The organism is Pseudoalteromonas sp. T1lg76, from assembly GCF_002964725.1.
In the GTDB taxonomy this organism is placed as follows: Bacteria; Pseudomonadota; Gammaproteobacteria; order Enterobacterales; family Alteromonadaceae; genus Pseudoalteromonas.
Window position 1 is genome coordinate 89757 of sequence record NZ_PQCE01000012.1, and the last position, 21537, is coordinate 111293.

20 protein-coding genes are annotated in these 21537 nt (G+C 50.9%); 8 read left to right on the top strand and 12 right to left on the bottom strand.

Features of this window, described 5'->3' with window-relative positions; genetic code table 11:
- Positions 1-46: 46 nt before the first annotated feature.
- From C2M35_RS05450 to lptD, 7 genes are all read right to left on the bottom strand, one after another.
- Positions 47-1696, bottom strand: coding sequence for an amidohydrolase (locus C2M35_RS05450; RefSeq protein WP_105264784.1), 1650 nt, complete (start codon positions 1694-1696; stop codon positions 47-49).
- Between the two features lie 107 nt (positions 1697-1803).
- A complete protein-coding gene (locus tag C2M35_RS05455; protein ID WP_105264785.1) occupies positions 1804-2613 on the bottom strand; it encodes a symmetrical bis(5'-nucleosyl)-tetraphosphatase in 810 nt (269 codons plus the stop codon).
- A gap of 3 nt (positions 2614-2616) precedes the next feature.
- The gene (gene apaG / locus C2M35_RS05460) at positions 2617-3006 is read right to left on the bottom strand and encodes a Co2+/Mg2+ efflux protein ApaG (protein ID WP_105199579.1); all 390 of its coding nucleotides are present in this window, start codon (positions 3004-3006) and stop codon (positions 2617-2619) included.
- A complete protein-coding gene (rsmA, locus tag C2M35_RS05465; RefSeq protein WP_105199580.1) occupies positions 2990-3796 on the bottom strand; it encodes a 16S rRNA (adenine(1518)-N(6)/adenine(1519)-N(6))-dimethyltransferase RsmA in 807 nt (268 codons plus the stop codon). The genes apaG and rsmA overlap by 17 nt, the downstream gene beginning before the upstream one ends.
- Positions 3793-4785, bottom strand: coding sequence for a 4-hydroxythreonine-4-phosphate dehydrogenase PdxA (gene pdxA, locus C2M35_RS05470; protein WP_105264786.1), 993 nt, complete (start codon positions 4783-4785; stop codon positions 3793-3795). Before pdxA ends, rsmA begins: the two co-directional genes overlap by 4 nt.
- A gap of 5 nt (positions 4786-4790) precedes the next feature.
- Positions 4791-6083, bottom strand: a complete 1293-nt coding sequence (gene surA / locus C2M35_RS05475; RefSeq protein ID WP_105257947.1) for a peptidylprolyl isomerase SurA — start codon at positions 6081-6083, stop codon at positions 4791-4793.
- A gap of 13 nt (positions 6084-6096) precedes the next feature.
- On the bottom strand, positions 6097-8415 hold the full coding sequence (gene lptD, locus C2M35_RS05480) for an LPS assembly protein LptD (protein ID WP_234000027.1): 2319 nt from the start codon (positions 8413-8415) through the stop codon (positions 6097-6099).
- Positions 8416-8621: 206 nt separating this feature from the next.
- Here lptD and djlA point away from each other — a divergent pair, with 206 nt between their 5' ends.
- Entirely contained in the window at positions 8622-9458 is an 837-nt protein-coding gene (gene djlA / locus C2M35_RS05485; protein WP_105264787.1) for a co-chaperone DjlA, read from the top strand.
- A 63-nt stretch (positions 9459-9521) separates the two neighbouring features.
- Here djlA and rluA read toward each other — a convergent pair whose 3' ends face one another.
- Together rluA and rapA are read right to left on the bottom strand one after the other, a co-directional pair.
- Positions 9522-10175 (bottom strand): bifunctional tRNA pseudouridine(32) synthase/23S rRNA pseudouridine(746) synthase RluA, encoded by a 654-nt coding sequence (gene rluA / locus C2M35_RS05490; protein WP_105199764.1) that lies wholly within the window; start codon positions 10173-10175, stop codon positions 9522-9524.
- A gap of 42 nt (positions 10176-10217) precedes the next feature.
- Positions 10218-13109, bottom strand: a complete 2892-nt coding sequence (gene rapA / locus C2M35_RS05495) for an RNA polymerase-associated protein RapA (RefSeq protein WP_105257946.1) — start codon at positions 13107-13109, stop codon at positions 10218-10220.
- A gap of 41 nt (positions 13110-13150) precedes the next feature.
- On the opposite strand from rapA, the gene C2M35_RS15650 reads away from it, so the two are divergent.
- From C2M35_RS15650 to C2M35_RS05505, 3 genes are all read left to right on the top strand, one after another.
- Entirely contained in the window at positions 13151-13318 is a 168-nt protein-coding gene (locus C2M35_RS15650; protein WP_158677920.1) for a hypothetical protein, read from the top strand.
- A 113-nt stretch (positions 13319-13431) separates the two neighbouring features.
- Positions 13432-14832 carry a PhoH family protein gene (locus C2M35_RS05500; RefSeq protein ID WP_105199585.1) on the top strand — a complete coding sequence of 467 codons (1401 nt, stop codon included), beginning with the start codon at positions 13432-13434 and terminating at the stop codon, positions 14830-14832.
- 288 nt (positions 14833-15120) lie between these two features.
- Positions 15121-16023, top strand: coding sequence for a diguanylate cyclase (locus C2M35_RS05505; RefSeq protein ID WP_105199586.1), 903 nt, complete (start codon positions 15121-15123; stop codon positions 16021-16023).
- 43 nt (positions 16024-16066) lie between these two features.
- Here C2M35_RS05505 and C2M35_RS05510 read toward each other — a convergent pair whose 3' ends face one another.
- Both C2M35_RS05510 and C2M35_RS05515 read right to left on the bottom strand, forming a co-directional pair.
- Positions 16067-16444, bottom strand: a complete 378-nt coding sequence (locus C2M35_RS05510) for a DUF3192 domain-containing protein (RefSeq protein WP_105264788.1) — start codon at positions 16442-16444, stop codon at positions 16067-16069.
- 136 nt (positions 16445-16580) lie between these two features.
- Complete coding sequence (locus C2M35_RS05515; RefSeq protein ID WP_105264789.1) at positions 16581-17525, bottom strand: D-2-hydroxyacid dehydrogenase; 945 nt, start codon at positions 17523-17525, stop codon at positions 16581-16583.
- A gap of 137 nt (positions 17526-17662) precedes the next feature.
- Between C2M35_RS05515 and zntR the strand changes: the two genes are divergently transcribed.
- The 4 genes from zntR to C2M35_RS05535 all read left to right on the top strand — a co-directional run bounded on the left by zntR (position 17663) and on the right by C2M35_RS05535 (position 20765).
- Positions 17663-18076, top strand: coding sequence for a Zn(2+)-responsive transcriptional regulator (gene zntR, locus C2M35_RS05520; protein WP_105257944.1), 414 nt, complete (start codon positions 17663-17665; stop codon positions 18074-18076).
- Positions 18060-19235 carry an SO_0444 family Cu/Zn efflux transporter gene (locus C2M35_RS05525; RefSeq protein ID WP_105264790.1) on the top strand — a complete coding sequence of 392 codons (1176 nt, stop codon included), beginning with the start codon at positions 18060-18062 and terminating at the stop codon, positions 19233-19235. Before zntR ends, C2M35_RS05525 begins: the two co-directional genes overlap by 17 nt.
- A 99-nt stretch (positions 19236-19334) precedes the next feature.
- Positions 19335-20453, top strand: coding sequence for a 1-acyl-sn-glycerol-3-phosphate acyltransferase (locus C2M35_RS05530; protein ID WP_105199591.1), 1119 nt, complete (start codon positions 19335-19337; stop codon positions 20451-20453).
- 66 nt (positions 20454-20519) lie between these two features.
- The gene (locus C2M35_RS05535; protein WP_105199592.1) at positions 20520-20765 is read left to right on the top strand and encodes a DUF1289 domain-containing protein; all 246 of its coding nucleotides are present in this window, start codon (positions 20520-20522) and stop codon (positions 20763-20765) included.
- Here C2M35_RS05535 and C2M35_RS05540 read toward each other — a convergent pair.
- Positions 20760-21470, bottom strand: coding sequence for a substrate-binding periplasmic protein (locus tag C2M35_RS05540; RefSeq protein ID WP_105199593.1), 711 nt, complete (start codon positions 21468-21470; stop codon positions 20760-20762). The genes C2M35_RS05535 and C2M35_RS05540 overlap by 6 nt on opposite strands.
- Positions 21471-21537: the final 67 nt, after the last annotated feature.

Below are 21537 nucleotides of genomic sequence, written 5' to 3' on the forward strand. Positions count from 1 at the left end.
ACTTGTCACTTCTTCCACTATCAGCGATGTTTAAAACCCTGTTGCTTTAATCTTGTCGGTTGTATCGCTTTTCACCGCCAAGCCAGGTTTCTAATACCTGAGTCTGCCAAATGTCCTGCACCGGGGCGGTCATAATATCTGTGTCGATCAGTATAAAGTCGGCCCATTTACCTTTTTCCAAACTACCCAGTTTAAATTCCTGTTGGGCACTATAGGCTGCATCCAAGGTGAAGGCGCGCAGTGCCTGCTCTCGGGTTAATAGTTCCTGTGGGCGCCAGCCTTCTTGCGGTTGGCCGTTATGATCCTGACGAGTAATAGCGCTGTACAGACCATGGAAGGGGTTTGCCAGCTCCACCGGGAAATCCGAACCAGCGGCGACCTTAGAGCCCTGGGCTAAAAACGTTTGCCAGGCATAGGCGCCACTTAGTTGCTGCTCGTTTAGGCGCAATTCGGCCATATGCATATCCGAGGTGGCATGTACTGGCTGCATAGAGGGAATGATTGCCAGCTCCTTAAAGCGAGGGATGTCGCTTGGCGCAACAATTTGCGCATGCTCGATGCGATTGCGTAGTAATTTGCCGCCAGTGCTTTTAAACACGTTTTCATAGGCATTGAGCACATCGCGGTTGGCGCGATCGCCTATGGCATGGGTGTGCGCCGCAAAACCATGGGTAAAACAGGTTTTAAAGATTTCTTCTAACTGCGCCTGGCTTTCCAGCATCAGGCCGTGATGCCCCTTGCGATCCGCATATTCATCAAGCAGGGCGGCACCGCGGGAGCCTAAAGCGCCATCGGCGTAGACCTTAACACTGCGAATGGAGAGCATGTCGTTGGCATCGTCGATTTTGCCAGCCTTAAGCATGCTTAACAGCTGAGGGTCGGCGGCACTGAGCATGGCATAGATGCGCAGCGGCAGGTTCTTTTGTTCGGCGCGCTGGTGATAAAGCTGCCAGGTGTCTTTGCTTATGCCGGCGTCATGGGTGCTGGTAATACCCAGGCTGAGTAAATGAGCACCAGCCTTATCCAGGGCGGTGGAGAGAGCCTGGAAATCGGCCTTGGGAATATGGGCATTGATCAGGTTTTCCGCCTTATCAATAAACACCCCGGTTGCTTGTCCCTGGCTGTTACGTATGATTTCACCACCTTCCGGATTTTGCTCCGAGCCCTTAAAGCCCGCAAGCTCCATGGCCTTGGTATTAACCCAGATGGCATGACCGTCGATGCGCGTCAGTACCACAGGGCGGTCGCTGACATATTTATCCAAGTCTGCCGCCGTGGCAAAGCGTTTTGTTGGCCAGTTCTCCTGGTTCCAGCCACGGCCGATAATCCACTCTTGCTTTGATTGCGCCGCAAAGGCTTTTAGCTTCTCACCAATGTGTTCCACCGACTGGGTATCGCGTAAATCCAAGCGCATCAGGTTTTGGCCCAGGCCAATAACATGGCCATGGGCATCGATTAACCCAGGCAGCAGCACCTTGCCTTGGGCGTCTATGCGCTTGGCATCGGGATAGCTTTTGGTGAGCTGCTGATCGCCGTGATTAAGTACACGTCCATCTTCAATTACCAGGGTACTAAAGCGGGTGAGCTCACCATCCTGAGTTGGGGTATAACCCTTGGCGTTGTACAGCACTGTAGTGCTGGCCAGAGTACTTAGGGGAGCCAGCGTCATCATTAACGCAATAAGCTTGTTTTTCATGGATATTTTCCTCCTTGGCAGAGAAATGACTGTAGCAAATAAATATCCAATGCGACAACAAAGGCGATGTGTGGAAAAAAGTAGCACAGAGCCTGACAGGCTGTGTTTCAAAGTTGTGCGGGGATAGATACTTTGTTTTTAGTTTTCAGATTCATAGCCGTCATGCTGCCACCCCAGACACAGCCAGTGTCCAAGGCGTGAATATGGTCTATGCCGGTATGGCCTTCGAGCGCCGCCCAGTGACCAAAGACAATATCAAAGTCCTCCTGGCCGCGATTAGGGTGGTTAAACCAAGGAATAAGCGAGCCATTTTGATTCGGTGCACCCTTGTCGCTGAGATTCAGCGCGCCTTGCTTGTCAACGAAACGCATGCGGGTAAAGGCATTGATGGTGTAGATAAACTTCTCCACCTTGCTTTGTGCCTCATGCCATTGGCTTGGTGCATTTTGATACATGCGCGCAAAATAGTAGGCGGCGTCTTCACCTTGGTAGCATTGCTCGGCAATACGGGCTTGTTGAAGCGCCTGGCTCAGCGACCACTGCGGCGACAGGCCAGCATGGCTTATCAGCATACGGCGCTTTTCCAGCCAGATGGCCAAAGGTTGGCGCTGTAAGAAGGCAAGCAGCTGAGGACAATCCGGTGCCGTTAACAGGGCTGCAAGCTTATCCTTTGGGTTGGCTTCTTTTCCCAAGGCTAGGGTGGCAAGCAGGTGCAGGTCGTGATTACCCAAGGTAATACTAACGGCATGCTCCATAGTGTGCAGGCGTCGCAGACAGGCGAGGGAGTCCGGGCCTCGAGCGACTATATCGCCAACGCAATAGAGGTGATCTTTACTGGGGTTGAAGTCGATGCGCTTAAGCAGCGCATCTAATTCCTGATAGCAACCCTGGATGTCGCCAACTGCATACTGAGCCATGGCTTAGTGCAGAATATTCGGGCAACTAAGACGGAACACATCGATAGGCGCCTGGAATTCGTTGCCGAACTCACTGCGCATCACATAATAGCCCTGCATGGTGCCCACCGGCGTGTCTAATACGGCGCCGCTGGTGTAGCTATAGCTTTCGCCCGGACCTATGGTCGGTTGCTCGCCGACTACGCCATCGCCTTCGACCTCAACTTCCTTGCCATTGGCATCGGTGATCAGCCAGTAGCGACTAAGCAGCTGGGCGCTGCTCAGGCTGTGGTTTTTGATGGTGATATTGTAGGCAAACACATATTTGTCATGCTCAGGCTCGGATTGACCCTCGACATAGAAGGTCTCCACCATGACTTTAATGGCCGACTCTGAGTTACTGCTGGTTGTCATATAGCCAATTCGCGATATCGATAAACTGCTGTAGCGTTAAACTTTCCGCGCGCACAGTCGGGTCTACGCCCAAGGCTTCTAGCTGCTCGGCATCAAGCAGGTTAGCCAGGCTGTTGCGTAAGGTTTTACGACGCTGATTAAAGGCTTCCAAACACACGGTATTAAGCAACTTGGTGCTTTTTGCAGTGCGTTGTTCTGGATTTTTTGGCACCAGTCTTACTACCGCAGAGTCAACTTTAGGAGCTGGCTTAAAGCAGGTTGGTGGCACCTCAATCACTGGAATCGCATGGCAGTAGTATTGAGTCATCACACTTAAGCGACCAAATGCTTTGCTGCCCGGTGATGCAACCATGCGGTTAACTACTTCTTTTTGCAGCATAAAGTGCATGTGTTCAACGTCATCCACGTATTCAAATAAGTGGAATAACAAAGGGGTAGATACATTGTATGGCAGGTTGCCGAAAATCTTGAGCTTCTTGTCACCTTTAAGCAAGCTCGAAAAATCGAACTTCATTGCATCACCCTGATGCACTGTCAATTTCGGTGCCATAAAGGGGTGATGAATAAGGCGCTCGGCCAGGTCTTTATCAAGTTCAACTACCGTAAGGTGGTCGGTCAGCTCGGTGACCGGCTCGGTGATCGCGCCCAGACCAGGGCCTATCTCCACCAGATTATCGCCCACACGAGGGTCGATAGCGGTTACGATTTTATCAATAATGGTGTCATCATTGAGGAAGTTTTGCCCGAAGCGTTTTCTCGCTCGGTGCCCTAAGTGTACTTTATCTGTCATTGTCTCTGCGCTTTTTTGCTCGCCAGTTTTATTGCTTCGCTCAAGGCGACGCGGAAACTGCCGGCATCTGCTTGGCCGCTGGCCGCCAGATCAAGGGCTGTACCATGATCGACGGAGGTCCGAATAAAGGGAAGGCCAAGGGTGATATTTACTGAATTTCCAAAACCCTTATATTTTAACACAGGTAGCCCCTGATCGTGATACATAGCCAGTACTGCATCCGCTTCATTGAGATATTTATCCTGAAACAGGGTATCTGCGGGCAGTGGGCCAATCAGGTGCATGCCTTGGTTATTAAGGGCCTCAAGGGTAGGGGTCATGACCTCGATTTCTTCGCGCCCCAAATGTCCGCCTTCACCGGCGTGCGGGTTTAAACCACAAACTAAAATACGCGGCTGTTCGATGGCGAACTTGGTGCGCAAATCGTGATCTAAAATGCCAATGACCTTGGTCAGACGCTCGGGGGTAATGGCTTTGGACACATAGGCCAGGGGAATATGTGTGGTCACTAAGGCCACTCGTAGACCTTCAGTGGCCAGCATCATCACCACATCCGGGGTGTTGGATTGCTGGGCGAAGTATTCGGTATGACCGCTAAAGGAAATGCCAGCCTTATTGATAATGCCCTTATGCACCGGGCCTGTGACCACGGCATCGAAGGTGCCATCCATATTTTTTTCACAGGCAATGCGCAGGGTGTCGAGCACATACTCGCCATTTTGCTCATCCAACTGACCAGGGATGGCTTCCACCGGTAAGTCCACCTGATGATAAAACAGAGTGCCGGCGGCGGTTGGCTGCGCCTGTGCCTGTTCGTCAAAGGGGATCAGGGTCAGCGGCAGGCCCAAGGTAGCGGCCCGCTGTTGTAGCAATTGCGCATCGGCAATGGCAACCAATTGCGCGTCCCACTCCTGTTGCACTAAGGCAATCAGTAAGTCAGGACCCACGCCGGCCGGTTCACCTGGGGTGATAGCGATACGCAATGTCATGGCCCTTATTCCTCTACGAAAATATCAATATGTGCTTGTTCGCGAATTTCCTGTTGGAAAGCAAAGCTTTCTTCTTTGAATTTGCGGTTGTACAGCAATTGTTGGGCGCGGTTTTTCTTGGCCAGGTCGGTTTTATCGGCAACGCGCTTATCTAGCAGTTGCACTATATGCCAGCCGAAAGTAGAGCGGAATGGTTCACTGATTTCGTTCTTATCCAATGCCATCAGGGTGTCGCGGAAGGCCGGAACATAGGTGGTTGGATCGGTCCAGTCGTACTCACCGCCCTTAAGTGCTGAGCCTGGATCTTCCGAGTATTCTTTGGCTAGTGCAGCAAAGTCAGCCTCACCGGCGCGCAGGTCTTCAACAAAACCGGCCAGCATAGAGCGGGCTTTTTCTTCGCTCAGGATAATCGATGGCTTTAACAGGATGTGACGCGAGCGAACCTCAACGGTTTCCACAACCTGGCGGCCGCGTACGTCTTGTACCTTGATGATATGGAAACCGGCGCCACTGCGCAGTGGACCTATGATATCGTCTTTCTTCTTGCCCTTCACCGCTTCTGCAAACAGTGATGGCATTTCGTTGGTGCCCATCCAACCTAACTGACCACCTTCAAGAGCTTTTGAGCCGCTTGATGAGGCGATGGCGATGCGCTTGAATTCCTGGCCATCGTTAAGCATATCGATAACCTTGGTAGCACGCTCCTGGGCGCTGGCAATGTCTTCGGCGGTGGCGCCGCTGGGAATGTCGATCAGGATATGGCCGATGTCGTACTCTTCCGCATTACCGCCTTGTTGATCCATTATTTTCAACAAGTTGTCAATTTCTTGCAAGCTGATATAAATACGGCGGTCAACATTGGCACGCATCACCTGTTGCGTGGTGATTTCTTTACGCATATCTTCACGGAACTGTTGGAAGCTCTCTCCTGAGGCTTCGATAGAAGCGCGCATATCGGCTATGGTGCCGCCTTGCTCGCGAGCCATATTGGCTAAGGTTTGATCAAGCTGACCGTCGGAAATTTCCATACCCATGCGCTCGCCAAGTTGCAGCAGCAGAGTTTGGTCAATCAAACGTTCAATGGCTTGTACGCGCAGCGCATCGTCGCTTGGCAGCTCCTGGCCACTGGTTTTAGCCTGGCTTTTAACACGGTTGATAATGGCGTCAACTTCACTTTGTAAAATGACCCCTTCATTGACTGTGCCGACCACCTGATCGATCAGCTGTGGTTTGGCAATAGCACCTTGACTGAGGCCGAGGGCGAGAATACTGGTTGCTAAAAAACTTCTAAAATTCATAGTTGTTATTGCTTTATTTAGTAAGGAAGTAGGGGCGACGGTAGCCAAAAATGCCTTCTTTAAGTATTTCTTGCGCATCATAACTGCTTTTGCCTCCGAGTCCCTTAAGGACAAATTTGATGCCGATCCCCGAGTCGAAGACCGCTTGCTCTTGGTTAATACTTTGATTCAAGTCTGTTTCGATTTGTCTGTGTCCGGTAACCTGCACCGCCCAACAACAGGACTCGTACTGTACTCCAGTGTATACCTCGATGCTACGTCCGGCGTCGAGATCGCGGTGGTAGCTGGCAACGAATTGCCAATTATCGTCGATGGGCACACTGGTAAACATGCCGACTTGCTCAATTGTATTCCCTGAGACATCGTTTGCATAGCGATGGTTCAATTGCATCAGTTCATTGTCGTCACCCTTATAGTCTAAGGTCAGATGCGATTGAATCATTTGACTGCCATCAATGTCGTATTGGATGCCACCGGATAGATACCAACGGCGATGCCAGTGCCACATGGCTTCACTGGCAAACAGGGAGTCGTAGCTGGTGTCATCGGCAAAATCCTGAGCTGTGGGTTTGGCGGAGTCCGACAAATAGAAGATTTGACCGGCGCTTAAGTTAAACACCTCTTCATTTTTACCATCGAACACTCGGGTAGTGGCACCTAAGGTGATCTGGTTCGCAGCCGCAATGCGGTCAACGCCGGAAAAGCGACGGTCGCGGAACAGGCCGAAAAAGTCATCCTGCAGCTTGGTGGTGTCGAACAGGCCGATATTGTTCTGATCCTTGTTCGGAGTATAGAGATACTGAATTTGCGGCTCTAATGTCTGAATACCGTTATCAACGAACAAGCTGGTGTCGCGTTCAAAATTCAGCTGGCTATACAGGCGCACCTTGGGCAAGGTGCGATGCACGGTTTCCTCAAAGTCGGTGCCGGCCAATTCCCCTTGCTGATCATAATAGGTATGCAAGAGGCTGAATTCAGACAAGAAGGACCAGGCATAACGGTCTTCGCTAAAGCTCAGCTTGGGCTCTATATGCAGACGTGTTGCCTCGTCTATTATTCGGGTGCTGTTGCGAAAATGGCTGATCTCGCCATTGATGCTGGCGTCAAACCAACCCAATTGATAGGCCTGAGTCTGGCTAAAGCCAATGCGCGGCAGGGCGGTATAAGACTCTAAGTGATCGCCCAGTACTTCATAATCCTGAATCTGGATATCGGTGCGCCAGCGCTCTCCCAAATGAGTCAGAATACCGGAACGCGCCAGGTGAGTATCTGTTTTGCTGGCGTAGTTGGAGCCTAAGTCTGTGAGATAGTTATCGTCACTGACGTTAGTGATATCAACTCCGGCACGCCACTGGTCGTTGAAGTAGCTTTGCTGCTGCCAATGATAGATATAGCGATTACCCAGCTCGCGCTCGGTTTTATCCGAGTCCAGATATTCCAGACCAAGCATGCCCTGGCTGGTCTCGGTGAGATAACGAAATTCCGATTGCAGCTGCAAACCCTTTTTCGACATATAACGGGGCGTCAAAGTCAGGTCGTAATTCGGCGCCAGGTTAATGTAATAAGGGGTAATGGTTTCCACACCATAACGATTCGAGCTCGATAATCGCGGCGCTAGAAAGCCGGTTTTGCGCTGATCATTAATAGGGAAGGTGAAATAGGGTAAATACAAGACCGGGGTATTGTAGATTTTTAGCGTCGCCCCATGGGTTTCCCCCCAGCCCTTTTGCTGTGACAAAATAATTTTATCGGCATTGATTGACCAGGTTTCATCATCCACCGGGCAGGTGGTGAAGCTGGCATTGCTTAGGGTCAGCGCTTCTTGCGAAACCTCTAATTGTTCGGCGCCACCACGGCCTTGTTGTTCGGTCAACTGGTAGTCGGCTGCCAACAACTTGATATTAGAGTCATCCAAGCTGGCATTTAAGCCACGGCTGGTAATAATGGCGACACCATCGCGATAGGTGAGTGGCCCTTGCGCATTGAGAAGACCCTGCTGCTTATCAATTAACGCCGAGCGGGCGTTAAGGGTCATGGTGCTACTGCTGATATCTACGTCGCCATCAAACTGGGCGCTGGCCTGGCCTATTAATTCGACATCATCGGCAACGATTTCAATTACCCCAAAGGGTAAATCGGGCGCCTGCCAGGGCGCTGGACGAACCGCAGCAAAACAATGGGGTATTTCCCCAGGCTCTGGTGCTGGCGCGATAAAGGCTTCACCTTCGGGAGCGGGTACCTTGGCATCCGTCGCCTGTTCCACAGCTGCTAGTGCGACGCTGGCTTGGGTTCCATATAGGGCTATTGCTATCATGCCCCATAATTTATTCATTGACTCACCTTAGCTTAGTTGCCAAAAGTACTAGAAATAAGCATGACATAATAAAGCAATTTTTGGCTAATTACATCTGCCAAGTACCCACAAATACGTCATTTTTTGGCTTATATTCAGCTTAATAGATACGCCCTTGTGCTTGTTAGTTCGATGATTTTTCGTCACTATGTGGGGGCATTTTCAAATAACAAGGGTTAGCGCTAATGTGGGGTAAGGTGCTCGGTGCCTTTTTTGGCTTTATGTTTGGCCGTTTTTTTGGCTTATTTTTGGGTCTGTTTATTGGCCACCTGTTCGACAAAAGCCTGAAACAGAATTTCGATAATGCCGGCGGCGTTCGTGGTTTCTTTAATAACGACGAAGTGTCTGAGCGCCAGGCGTTGTTTTTCTCCAGTTGCTTTGCGGTGATGGGGCATATCGCCAAATCCAATGGTCGAGTAAATGAATTGCATATTCGTGCCGCCACCGCTTTTATGGAAGAAATGGGCCTGACCGGTGAGGACAAACGCGAAGCCCAATTGGCCTTTAACACTGGTAAAGCGGATGGTTTTGCCATGAACGCTACCTTGCGTGAGTTTCGTGAGCACTTTGCCGGGCGTTTCGATCTCATCCAATTGTTTTTAGAGATTCAGATTCAAATGGCCTTTAGCGATGGCCACCTGGCGGCACAGGAAAAAACCTTACTCGAGCAGGTCGCCAAGGGGCTTGGCGTTAGCAAAACCCATTTTAGTTTTATCCTTAAACGCTATCAGGCCGAATTTGCGTTTCGCCAGCAACAGCAAAAATTTCATCAGCAACATCAGCAGCAGCGCGCTTCCGGCGGCGCCAGTAGTGGCATGAGCCGCGCTCAGGCGCTGCATATCTTGGGCTTGGAAGAAGGCGCCGATCCCTCCACGGTCAAAAAGGCCTATCGCAAGCTGATGGCACAGCACCATCCGGATAAGCTGGTCTCTCAAGGTCTCCCTGAGCATATGATGCGCTTGGCACAAAAGAAGAGTCAGGATATTCAGGCGGCCTACGAATACCTAAAAAAGGCGGCTTAATAAACCGCCTATCCCCGAGCTTCAGCACTCAGGCAGTAAGGGTTAAATTATATTGGTGGCTCGTTAAAACGGGCAGGGCGCGGTAAAGGTCATGCTTTCGCCGCTGCTGGGATGATTTAGGGTCAGCCAGTGGGCATGTAATTGCAAACGCGGTGCACGGTCTTTGGCTTCAGGGTAGGCATAGAGACGGTCGCCCAAGATCACATGACCCAGGGACAGCATATGTACCCTCAGCTGGTGGCTGCGACCTGTGATCGGGGTCAGACGCACTCGGGTATTGTTATCGCCATGTTCAAGCACCTCATAATGGGTCAGCGACGGCTTGCCCTTTTCCATATCTACCATTTGCTTGGGACGATTCGGCCAATCGCAGATCAGCGGCAGGTCCACTGAGCCCGTAGCATCCTTAAGATGGCCATCGACTATGGCGATATATTCCTTAGCGGTTTGTCTGTCCTGAAACTGCATGCTGAGATTGCGGTGCGCTTCTTTGTTCAGTGCCAGACAGATCACGCCCGAAGTGGCCATATCCAATCTATGTACGATTTTAGCGGTTGGAAATACGATATTGGCGCGACGAATTAGGCTATCGGCATGTTTTGGGTCTTTTCCCGGCACCGTCAGCAGGCCGCTGGGCTTATCAAGGATCAGCAGGTCGTCATCTTGATAGATGATCTGCAGATAGGGAAAACGTGGGGGATTGTAGTTTAAAAGCATGACCGGCCTCATAGCGTAAGGCCGGTCATTTTAATGAAATGCCTAGTGGCTGACAACGATTAAGCGAATGGCGTCGAGTTTCACCTTGGCTTTATCTATGTAGTCGTCCATTTCGGCGCGGCTGCGCTGAAAATGTTTCAGCTCTTCATCACGGATATTGGGGTTGATCTCCTTGAGGCTGGTTAGGCGCTCCAGTTCGCTATCAACGGCCTGATGCATGGCGGTTTTCGCCGTCTCACGCAATTGCTCCATTTGCGTTTGCGCCAAGGTATTACCTTGCTCAATAAGCGGATGAATGGCGCTTTGCAGGGCATTCACCAGTTTCGAGGCGGTTTGGCGGCCAACCGCATTAAGCTGTTGGTTAAAGGCATCAAAGGCGACATTTTCCGCCAGGTTATTACCGCCTTTATCAAGCAGTACACGCACCGGAGTCGGTGGCAGGTAGCGCCCCAATTGCAGTGATTTAGGAGCCATGGCTTCGGCAATATAAATCAGCTCGACAAAATAGGTGCCCGCCGGCAGTTTCTTGTTTTTCAACAGGGCCACAGACGCGGTACCGAAATCATCGTCACAGATCATTTCCATTGCGCCTTCGACCATGGGGTGATCCCAGCTGATAAAGTGCAGATCTTCCTGCGCCAAAGCGGTATCCCGGTCAAAGGTGATGCTCATGCCTTCATCCCTGAGACTTGGGAAGTTGGCGCCCAGCATATGCTCCGAGGGTTTCAGCACTATGCTGTTTTCGCCCCTGTCTTCCTGGTTCACGCCCCAGGTATCGAACAGGTTGATCATATAGGTCGGTAGTTCAAAACTGTCATCAACCACCTTGATATCTTCTACCAGGTGCTCGGACTTACCCTGGCCGCTGGAATGCAGCTCCAACAGGCGATCGCGACCGGACTCCATTTGTGTCTTTAACTCACCGTAGCGCGAACTGACGCGTCCAACCAGCTCGCCCAGAACCTCGTCCTGATAGCTGTTATGAGCAAGCAATTGAAGTAACTCATCACCAAATTCCTGGTTAAGCATATGGCCTGTGGTGGAGGTGTGCTCAAAGGCGTTTAAGCCTTCGTGATACCAGCGCAGCAGGGTGTGCTGGGCGCTGTTTTCAAAGTAGGGCACATGAATTTTAATGTCCTGGGTTTGGCCGATACGATCCAGACGACCGATACGCTGCTCCAGCAAGTCCGGGTTTAGCGGCAGGTCGAACAGTGCCAAATGATGGGCAAACTGGAAGTTACGTCCCTCTGAGCCGATCTCAGAGCAGATCAACACCTGAGCACTGTCTTCGATATCGGCGAAGAAGGCCGCCGCGCGGTCGCGCTCGATAATGCTCATGCCTTCATGGAACACCGCCGCTTTAATGCCTTCGCGCTCGCGCAAAGCCTGCTCCAGGCTGAGTGCGGTTTCTGCCTTGGCACAGATCACCAGCATCTTTTGAGGCTTGTTGCTGTTGAGGGTGTCTATGAGCCATTGCACGCGCGGGTCAAACTGAGTCCAGCTGGCATTTTCGCCTTCGAATTCCTGGAAGATTTTTTCCGGGAACAGAGCGCGAATGGCGCTAAGCTCGATGGGGCCACCATTGCCAAGGCTGCCCATTACATTCATGGCCGTTTTATATTGGCTCGGCATGGCCATGGGATAGCTGTGCAGAAGGCGCTGCGGGTAACCACTGATGCCACTGCGGCTGTTGCGGAACAAGATGCGTCCGGTACCGTGTCTGTCCAGCAGCTGCTCTAGTATATGTTCCTTGGCCTGGGTGTCACCGGCACTAAATTGTGCCAGCAGGGCTTCCCCTTGGCTGCCAAGCAGGTTAACAAGTACTTGTTGTTGCTCGGCACTTAGTGCCTGCTCCTGCAAAATGCTGTTGGCGGCATCGGCTATCTCCTGATAATGGCGCTCCTGCTCAACAAAGGCGTCATAGTCATAGAAACGATCCGGGTCGAGTAATTTCAAACGGGCAAAGTGGCTTTGGTGGCCAAGTTGATCCGGGGTCGCGGTTAGCAAGATAAGACCGGCGATGTCCTGGCTAAGCTCTTCAATGCGCAGGTACTCTGTACTTGGCTTGTCCACCGACCAGCTGAGGTGGTGTGCTTCGTCAACCACCAGCAGATCCCAGTCGGCCAGGGTGGCTTGTTCGAACCAGCGTTTTTTCTTGGTTAGAAACTCCAGGCTGGTCAGTACCAGTTGCTCGGTTTCAAACACATTGGCGCTGTCGGCAAAGGCCTCGGCACAGCGCTCTTCGTCGAAAATGGCAAATTTCAGATTAAAGCGGCGCAGCATTTCCACTAACCACTGGTGTTGTAGGTTTTCTGGTACCACGATAAGCACGCGGGCGGCACGACCGGTTAGCAATTGCTGATGTAAGATCATCCCCGCTTCTATGGTTTTGCCCAGACCCACCTCATCGCTCAGTAAAACACGCGGGGCGAAACGCTGGCCGACTTCGCGGGCAATGTGCAACTGGTGTTCAATCAGACTGGCGCGCTGGCCGATAAGGCCCTTCAGTGGCGATTGGTCGCGGTGAAACCTGTGCTGCCAGGTGTTGTAACGCAGGGTATAACGGTCGAAACGGTCGATTTGGCCGGCAAAAAGGCGGTCCTGCGGCTTATTGAACTTAATAAAATGGTCGAGAAAGGTTTCCTTGAGCTCGGTCGGCTCTTCATTATCAAGGCGCGTGCCCTTATAGGTATACAGGCCATCTTGCTCTATCACTTCGCTGACCGTGAGCTCCCACTCATCGGCACTGCGGATCACATCGCCGGGATTAAATAGCACTCGGGTCACCGGCGCTTCGGCCTGGGCATATACTCGGCTTTCGCCGCTGGCGGGGAATAAGATGTTAACTTGGCGTCCTTCCAATGCAACTACGGTACCTAATCCTAAATCCGACTCGGTATCACTGATCCAACGTTGACCTAAGGAAAAATTCATTACGTGCTCAATCTCGACTTTGGGTTATCTAGGCTGGGGCCATGGCGGCCCAAGCAAAAAAAGGCGGCTATATTAGCGCGCAACTTGGTGATTATCACCTGAAAACTGATAAATATTTTGGTGCTTGTTTAGAATATGTACAGCAGCAAAAGAAGGCGCTTTTTGCAAATGTAAAACACCACTTTTTCTGTACTTTTTTGCCGTCATAAAAGCGTCTTTTTATAACCATAGACTAAACTTGAAGTATGCCCTTAAGGCATAACCACCTTGTTAGTGTAGCTGTAAAGGTGCAGATATAATAAAGACAAATTAGGAACGCGCTATGGACAAAGACCGCCTCGTAAAAAGCAGTAAAATGTATGTGCTCGACACCAACGTATTACTTCACGACCCCCTTGCATTCCTCTGTTTCCAAGAACACGACGTCGTCATTCCGATGACGGTACTCGAAGAGCTAGACCATATTAAGGACCGTAAACGGGATGTCAGTCGCGATGCCCGCGTTGCCATTCGAGCCCTCGATGAAGTGTTACGTGATGCCACTCCGGAGCAAATGCTTAAAGGGGTGTTATTGCCGGAAGATAAACGTTCGTCGGAGCTGCCGCGCGGCAAGCTGATCATAGTCAATGATCACCTGTTTGCTGACAGTATTTCCGGCTTGCCGGGCAATGAAAACGACCATCGCATTATCAACTGTGCCGTGTATCTGCAAAAACAATACAGCGATGCCAAGGTGGTGCTGGTCACCAAGGACATCAATATGCGCTTAAAGGCTAAGGGCGCCGGGCTGCATTATGTTGAGGACTATCGCACCGACCAGCTGATTGATGACGTGGCACTTTTAACCTCGGGTTATAAAAAAGTGCAAGGAGACTTTTGGCAGCAGGTTGGCGAGTGTGAAACCGAGCAGCAAGGACGTGATGCCCTGCATCATGTCGCGCGCGAGTTGGTGCCGGATGTGTTTGCCAATGAATATCTGCTTGACGAAACCGGTCACTTTGCCGCCCGGGTGGTGGAATACAACGATACCCATATCACCTTAAAGGATCTCGGCGTGGAGCGCCTGATGTCGCGCAATGCCTGGGGCGTAAAGCCGAAAAATATCTATCAGGGCATGGCCATGGATGCTTTGCTCGACCCGGACGTTGAGTTAGTGCTGCTGACCGGCCCGGCGGGTTGCGGTAAAACCATTCTAGCCTTGGCCTGCGCACTGGAAATGATCATAGAAAAAGGTGTGTACGATAAGCTGATTGTCACCCGAAACACTCCAGAAATTGCCGAGTCTATCGGTTTCCTACCGGGTACCGAAGAAGAAAAGATGGCGCCTTGGTTGGCGGCGATCACAGATTCTTTGGAGGTGTTACATAAGAGCGATGAAAACCCTATTTCCAGCCGTAACTATATTATGGAAAAGGCCAATATCCAGTTCAAGTCGGTCAACTTTATGCGCGGACGCAGTATTCAAAATGCCGTGGTGCTCTTGGATGAAAGTCAGAACTTAACGGCTTCTCAGCTCAAAACCATTATCACCCGCTGTGGTGCGGGTACTAAGCTGATTTGCTCTGGTAACCTGGCGCAAATCGACAGCAGCTATTTAACGCCGCTGACCTCGGGCTTAACCTATATAGTAGAGCGCTTTAAACACTTTGAGGGCAGCGCTACTATCAACCTTAATGGCGTGGTGCGTAGTCGCTTAGCTTCCTTTGCGGAAGAAAATCTATAGCGAACAATGCAGTACAGCGTTTATTATAGGCGCTGTACGCATTGCTTTTGCCGGCTGATCAGGTATGGTTAGCTCCAGAGCAGAGCCATGCCTGATGACCTGTGGCATGCTAGATTAGGTAAAAGAAAACCACCTTGGTAACAAAAACTACCGTAAAAATACCAAGTAAAGCTCGCTAACCGGGTCTAAACTGGTAACAAAGGTGCGCTAAATAAATAACAAATATAGCTCAGCGACAGGCCTGTAAGGGACGGATTGCTGGGCAAGGTGAAGCAAACAGGAAGGCTCATGAAGTCAGCAAAAATTCTCATTGTCGACGGTGATGAATTAAACCAAGCGATTTTAACCAAAACCCTCACCCCTCAATACCAGGTGCATTGTGTCAATGATGCCGAGGCCATGTTTGCTTGGCTTGAGGACAACAGTGCCGATTTGATCTTACTTGATATCATGCTCCCGGGTATGGATGGTTACGAGGCGCTAAAACAGCTCAAACATGATGATAAAACTCAGCCCATTCCCGTCATTATTATCTCCGCCAGTGACTCCAGTGGCGATGAAGCCAAGGGCCTTGAGCTTGGCGCCATGGACTATATTAGCAAGCCTTTTGGCAGCGCCATTGTTCGTGCCCGAGTGAAGAATCAGCTGACCATTAAACAAAAAAATGATCTGTTGGAAATGCTGGCGAGCATAGATGGCTTAACGGAAATTCCCAATCGTCGTTATTTCGACGAACATTTTGCTCGTGAATGGCGCCGCAGTGTGCGCGCCGGATTGCCTTTGTCTGTGCTATTGATAGATATCGATTACTTTAAGCGTTACAACGACTGCTACGGGCATCAGCAGGGTGATGAATGTTTGAAAAAAGTGGCTTCGGCCCTGGTCAATAATTGTCAACGCGGCAGCGATTTTATCGCCCGTTATGGTGGTGAAGAGTTTGTTGCGGTTTTGCCCGGCAGTGAAGAAGACACAGCCATGGCTTTGGCCAATAAGCTATGCAGGGTGATCCGCGAGCTTAATATTCCCCATATAGACTCACCCATTGCTGAGCACATCACCATCAGCATTGGCGCCACCACCTTTAATGGCGACAACGACGACAACTGTGAAATGGCCTTGATTGAAAATGCCGACAGGGGCATGTATCAGGCCAAGCAAGACGGGCGTAATAGCGCTGCTTTCTACGGCTAAAAAAAAGCCGCGTGGGCTTTAATCCACGCGGCTTTTTTTATCTTTATAGTTTACCGACCAGTGCCTGATAGGCGCTATCACCAATACTCACCAAACGACCAGCCTTAAATACCAAGGGTGTACATTCATTTTTGCTGATTTTGCCATCGGACTTAACGCTTTGCGTGGCATAAAACAGTACCTGATACTCTTCACCCTTATGAGCAAAGGACTCACTGAAATCCGGTGTGCCCAGGGTTTCTTTGATCACAGCAGCGCTGTTCCCTAGCTCAAGGTGGGCAATATAGTCGCGATTTTGGCGCTGTTGTTTTTGCCAGTCGCTTGATGACCAATGGGCGTCAGCTTCACCGTCATTCACCGAAACGATACAACCACCAAGTAGAGGCAGGGCGACAAGGGCGCAAAGAAGTGCTTTTTTCATTGTTTTATCCAATTTTTGTTATCTAGTTGGCATTGAATAATCAAGTTCAATGCCAAAAATTTTACTTTATATTTTTCAATTGGTTACACATTATTCTTTTAAGCGGGTTGGTGTTATTTCAAAAGAGTTGGCGAATTTAGCCAACCCGATTGCGAACTTCACCATTGGCATAGGCGCGAATATTTAAGGCCAGCTGGTGGATCAGCCTGTCTCTGGCCTGTTTTGATGCCCAGGCTATATGCGGTGTGAGCAGCAGGTTGTCACCCTGATAGCGAACCAAAGGATTTTCAGGGTTGGCTGGCTCTTCACTGAGCACATCTAAGGCTGCGCCGCCTAGGGTACCATCGGCCAGGGCTGTGGCCAGATCTGCTTCGTTGATAATGGGGCCGCGGGCGGTGTTGACTAAGACGGCTGTCGGTTGCATTAAGGCCAGGGTATCGCGATTTATTAACTGCTCTGTCTCGGCGTTAAGTGGGCAGTGAATGCTGACGATATCCGCCTGCGCCAGCGCTTGTTCAAAAGCGATGCGCCCGGGGCGCGGGGCTTGGCCGCGACGCTCGGCAATAAGCACCTGCATATCAAAGGCATGGGCTACCTTGGCCAGGGCCTGGCCGAGCTCACCATGGCCGATAATGGCAAGTTTTTTACCCGCCAGCTCGGCGATCTCATAATCAAGGCGGCAAAACATCTCGCTTTGTTGCCAGGCGCCTTGGCGACAGTCATCTATATACCTATGCAGGTTATTAAGCAGTAAGGAGATCAGGGTAAAGGTATGCTGCACTACGCTGGCGGTGGAATAGCCGGCAACATTACACACAGCAATGCCATGCTCCTTAGCGGCAGCGATATCTATGTTATTGGTGCCGGTGGCGGCAACACAGATAAGTTTCAGCTTAGGCAAGGCCTTAAGCTGCTCGGCGCCAAGTTGCACCTTGTTGGTGATCACTACCTCGGCGTCGGCGCAGCGCGTCACTACATCTTCTGCTGATGTCAGGGGGTGGCGATGAAATTCTCCTAAGGCGGCAATTGGTGCCAGTGAGTTTGCTCCTAAGGTGTCGGCGTCTAACATGACGATGTTCATTTGTGCTCTCCAAATAGGCTATTGGCGCTAGTCTTTCATGGACCAACGTTTAGCGCAAAATTAATCCTTGACCTTAGTGTTAACTCTAAGGTTTATAATGCCTGCTAAGCAAAGAGTTTGAGGGGGGAGGAGTGCAGATGCGTATAGGTGAATTGGCCAAACAGGTGGACATGAGTACGGATGCACTGCGTTATTACGAGCAGCAAGGACTATTGAGCGCGCCTCAGCGCAGCGCCAGTGGCTATCGTCAATATGGGGGTAAGCACATGGCACAATTGCGTTTTATTCGTCGTGCCAAGGATGTCGGCTTTAGCCTGGAAGAAATTGCCGAGCTGTTAAAGATAAACTTTGAAAAGGCCGAGCACAGCTGTCAGGAAGTGAAAGATCTGACCCTGAAAAAGCGTGATTTGGTGGCACAGCGGATCGCCGAGTTACAGCGCTTTCATGCTTCGCTGTCGCAACTGGCCGAGCAATGCTGCGGCAGTAGCGCCCCGGCGCAACATTGTTCGATTCTGACCGCACTGGAGGACATAGATGGACTTAATCAGTAATTTTTGGCAATTGTTTGTGTTGTCGGCACCTTGGCTGATGCTAGGGTTGTTGATTGCCGGAATCATCAATGTGTATTTGCCGACGCACTTTCTCAATCGTCATCTGGGTAAAGAAGGCCTCTGGACCACGGTGAAGGCGGCGCTAATCGGCGCGCCCATGCCTTTGTGCTCCTGCGGCGTGATCCCGGCGGCGGTCGGCTTAAGACGAGCGGGCGCGTCAAAAAGTGCGACAACGTCATTTTTAGTGTCGACACCGGAAACCGGAATTGATTCCGTCTCCGTGTCCTATGCCTTATTGGGTCCCTTTATGGCGGTGATAAGACCCATAGCCGCCGTTTGCAGCGCCATTACCGCCGGTTTGCTGGTGGGGCGCGAGGGCAGTTTGGAGCCAAGCGTCACTGCAAGCTCTACACCCAAGCAAGGTGCGTGCTGCGGCTCTAATGATAAGGTGCCTGCAGTTGAGGGTCCATCGAGTTGTTGTGCCTCCGAGGTTCAGCTCGATAAGCAAAGCGGCGGTTGTTGCACCCCACAAACTCAGGTCACACAGGCAACATCCAGTTGCTGTAATACCGATAAAAAGGCGTCGCAGTCAACACCGCAAGCTCAGCCATCCGCTCTTAGCAAGTTACAGCAAGCGCTGCACTTTAGTGCCACTAAGCTTTTAAGCGATACCGCCTTATGGTTGATGATAGGTCTGTTTTTTGCGGCTGTGGTGCAAACCTATGTACCTACCTCCTATTTAAGCCAATGGGGCAGTGGTATTTTGGCCATGACTGTGATGGTGCTGGTCAGCATCCCCATGTATATCTGTGCCACGGCCTCTACCCCCATTGCCGCCGGCTTGTTGTTGGCCGGAGTGTCACCCGGGGCTGTACTGGTCTTTATGCTGGCGGGACCAGCGACCAATATTGCTACCCTAGGTGTAGTGGGCAAGGAGCTGGGGCGCCGCGCGGTTGCTGCCTATCTAACCGGGGTAATAGGTGTGGCCTTGCTGTTTGGCGTGCTCACCGATTACCTGGTTGGTGAATTCGGATTTAATGTCACGCCGCTCGGTGGCCAGCATCAAGAGGTGTTACCGCCTTGGTTGGAGCAAGGCTCTGCTGTTATTCTGGCGCTGTTGCTAATACGCTTGCTGTGGCTAAAATTCAGCCGTAGGTAGGCTATCTCTCACTGGTAAGAGTTGATAAACTTAGCGAATAAATAAAGGGCGCGATACAATGAGCGCCGTTTTTTTGCCTGCAGTTAAAAGGTGAGCACCGTGGATAAGTATGCAGATATAAGACCTTACAACGATGATGAAGTGGCGGCATCCGTGGCTCGGCTGGTGGCCGATAATGCCTTTGTCGACCTTATTGCTAAGCATAATTTGCCTGCTTGGTTGGCATCAATACGTCTTATTTCGCGGCCTCTGGTGCGCCAGCAGCTACAGCGTAAATGGGGACAGGTTAACTCGGTGCAGCAAGTGCAGCTTGAAGTGGTGCACTATCTTGAGCAGATAGTAAATAACACCACGTCCAAGGTGACCTTCTCCGGCCTTGATAAGTTGGATAAAAATCAGGCCTATTTGTTTATCTCCAATCACCGCGATATTGTTCTTGATCCAGCCTTGGTGAACTTTGGCTTGCACCAGCACGATATGAATACGGTGCGTATCGCCATTGGCGATAACCTGCTGCAAATTCCTTATATCACTGAGCTAATGCGCTTGAACAAGAGCTTTATCGTTAAGCGTTCGGCCAAGGCACCGAAAGAAATGCTTAAGGCGCTGACTCAGCTGTCGGCCTATATTTACGACTCCTTGACCGAGGGGCACAGCATTTGGATTGCCCAGCGTGAAGGGCGCACCAAAGACGGTTTCGACCAAACCGATCCAGCACTGTTGAAAATGCTGCAGCTTAATGGCCGCAAGCAAAAGAAAGATTTTGCCGAATATGTGCGCGAGCTAAAAATCGTGCCGGTTTCTATCTCGTATCAGTACGAACCCTGCGCCCTGTCGAAGGCCAAGGAGCTGTATCATAAAAAGCACCATGGTGAGTATGTAAAGTCGGCAGGTGAAGACATCGAAAGCATAGTCGAGGGCTTTACCAGCGATAAGGGTCATGTACATCTGGCCTTTGGTCAGCCCATTAGCAACGACTGCAGCACTCCGGAAGATTTGGCGAAAACCATAGATAAGCAGATTGTCGAGTCTTTCTATTTGCATCCGGGCAACTACATTGCCGCCAAGCATGCCAATGCCGTGGTTGACTCAGAATCCGAAGATGTGAAGGCCTTTGCCCAGCGTATGGAAGCCATCCCAGAGCATTTGCGCGACCTGGTTACCGCCATTTACGCCAAGCCGGTTTTACGCAAAGAAGAAATGGATAACCTTGGCTAACTTTCACTGGTAATTAGACGCCTCAGGCATTAACGTTAGAAATAGGGTTTATGCTTTGAAGTGCCTATGCAACAGCTTGAAATATTCTCCATCGATAGCCCCTGTAAGGGGATCTGCCAGGTCAATAGTCGCGGCTATTGTCTTGGTTGTTATCGGTCGCGAGAAGAGCGGTTTCATTGGAATCAGCTCAGCGATGAGCAAAAGCGTCATGTCAATTTGCTGTGTCAACAGCGTTATAAGCGTTTCTTAGCGCGCCAACAGGAACAAGGCCAGCAACCGCCATCCATGGAGCAGGGCGAGCTCGACTTATAAGCCGTGCTTTTTGCGCAGCTGCGCCACCACCCCACTTGCCTCTAACTCCTGCAATACCGCTAAAAGCTTGGGAATTTTATCCTCATGGCGCTTATGCAGGTAATGATAACTGTAGTAGTTTTGCAGATGATGGCGGGTAAAGGGTTGCTCGGCGCGATTTCGGTAGCCTTGCTTGAGGTGGAAATCAAGCAGCACCACGGCTTCAACCTGGCGCTGAGCCAAGAGGTTCAGCTGCGCCGCCACGCTTTCCAATTTAATAATTTGGCCATTGAAATTATTGCTATGCAGGTATTGCTCGGTGACCGGGTAACCATTGCGGATGGCAACCCGAGCGAGCTCCTGTAGGCTGCAGTAATGACAACGGGTGAGCATAAAAAGCTCAAACTTAAACAAGGGGAAGTTTACCCGCACCAGGTTCTCATAGCGGGTTTCTATATTGGCGATGCGTCCTAGCTGACCGTCTAGCTCCCCCTCATCTGCAGCGGCCAAGGCCTGAGGGTGATCGAAGTCAATGATCTCCAGCTCATAGCCGAGCTGACTATAAGCCTGTGACATCAGTTCGATGACAAAGCGCGCCTGGGCGGTGTCCATCGGTCTGTTAAAGGTCATCTTAGTGCTGTTGTTTGCCCCATGGGCATTGCCTAGGGCGCAAAATAGAGCCACTAGCAGCAATCGCGGCAGCACCAAGGCAAAGATGTTTTGCATAAATACCTGCTGGCGTAACACTACGACCTTGAAGAAAAAATTAGCGGGATCAGGAAGCAGTGAGTAT

Coding starts and splice junctions, on each gene's coding strand:
- C2M35_RS05450 (WP_105264784.1), bottom strand. CDS start 1,696: ATGAAAAACAAGCTTATTGCGTTAATGATGACGCTGGCTCCCCTAAGT.
- C2M35_RS05455 (WP_105264785.1), bottom strand. CDS start 2,613: ATGGCTCAGTATGCAGTTGGCGACATCCAGGGTTGCTATCAGGAATTA.
- apaG (WP_105199579.1), bottom strand. CDS start 3,006: ATGACAACCAGCAGTAACTCAGAGTCGGCCATTAAAGTCATGGTGGAG.
- rsmA (WP_105199580.1), bottom strand. CDS start 3,796: ATGACAGATAAAGTACACTTAGGGCACCGAGCGAGAAAACGCTTCGGG.
- pdxA (WP_105264786.1), bottom strand. CDS start 4,785: ATGACATTGCGTATCGCTATCACCCCAGGTGAACCGGCCGGCGTGGGT.
- surA (WP_105257947.1), bottom strand. CDS start 6,083: ATGAATTTTAGAAGTTTTTTAGCAACCAGTATTCTCGCCCTCGGCCTC.
- lptD (WP_234000027.1), bottom strand. CDS start 8,415: ATGAATAAATTATGGGGCATGATAGCAATAGCCCTATATGGAACCCAA.
- djlA (WP_105264787.1), top strand. CDS start 8,622: ATGTGGGGTAAGGTGCTCGGTGCCTTTTTTGGCTTTATGTTTGGCCGT.
- rluA (WP_105199764.1), bottom strand. CDS start 10,175: ATGCTTTTAAACTACAATCCCCCACGTTTTCCCTATCTGCAGATCATC.
- rapA (WP_105257946.1), bottom strand. CDS start 13,109: ATGAATTTTTCCTTAGGTCAACGTTGGATCAGTGATACCGAGTCGGAT.
- C2M35_RS15650 (WP_158677920.1), top strand. CDS start 13,151: ATGGCGGCCCAAGCAAAAAAAGGCGGCTATATTAGCGCGCAACTTGGT.
- C2M35_RS05500 (WP_105199585.1), top strand. CDS start 13,432: ATGGACAAAGACCGCCTCGTAAAAAGCAGTAAAATGTATGTGCTCGAC.
- C2M35_RS05505 (WP_105199586.1), top strand. CDS start 15,121: ATGAAGTCAGCAAAAATTCTCATTGTCGACGGTGATGAATTAAACCAA.
- C2M35_RS05510 (WP_105264788.1), bottom strand. CDS start 16,444: ATGAAAAAAGCACTTCTTTGCGCCCTTGTCGCCCTGCCTCTACTTGGT.
- C2M35_RS05515 (WP_105264789.1), bottom strand. CDS start 17,525: ATGAACATCGTCATGTTAGACGCCGACACCTTAGGAGCAAACTCACTG.
- zntR (WP_105257944.1), top strand. CDS start 17,663: ATGCGTATAGGTGAATTGGCCAAACAGGTGGACATGAGTACGGATGCA.
- C2M35_RS05525 (WP_105264790.1), top strand. CDS start 18,060: ATGGACTTAATCAGTAATTTTTGGCAATTGTTTGTGTTGTCGGCACCT.
- C2M35_RS05535 (WP_105199592.1), top strand. CDS start 20,520: ATGCAACAGCTTGAAATATTCTCCATCGATAGCCCCTGTAAGGGGATC.
- C2M35_RS05540 (WP_105199593.1), bottom strand. CDS start 21,470: ATGCAAAACATCTTTGCCTTGGTGCTGCCGCGATTGCTGCTAGTGGCT.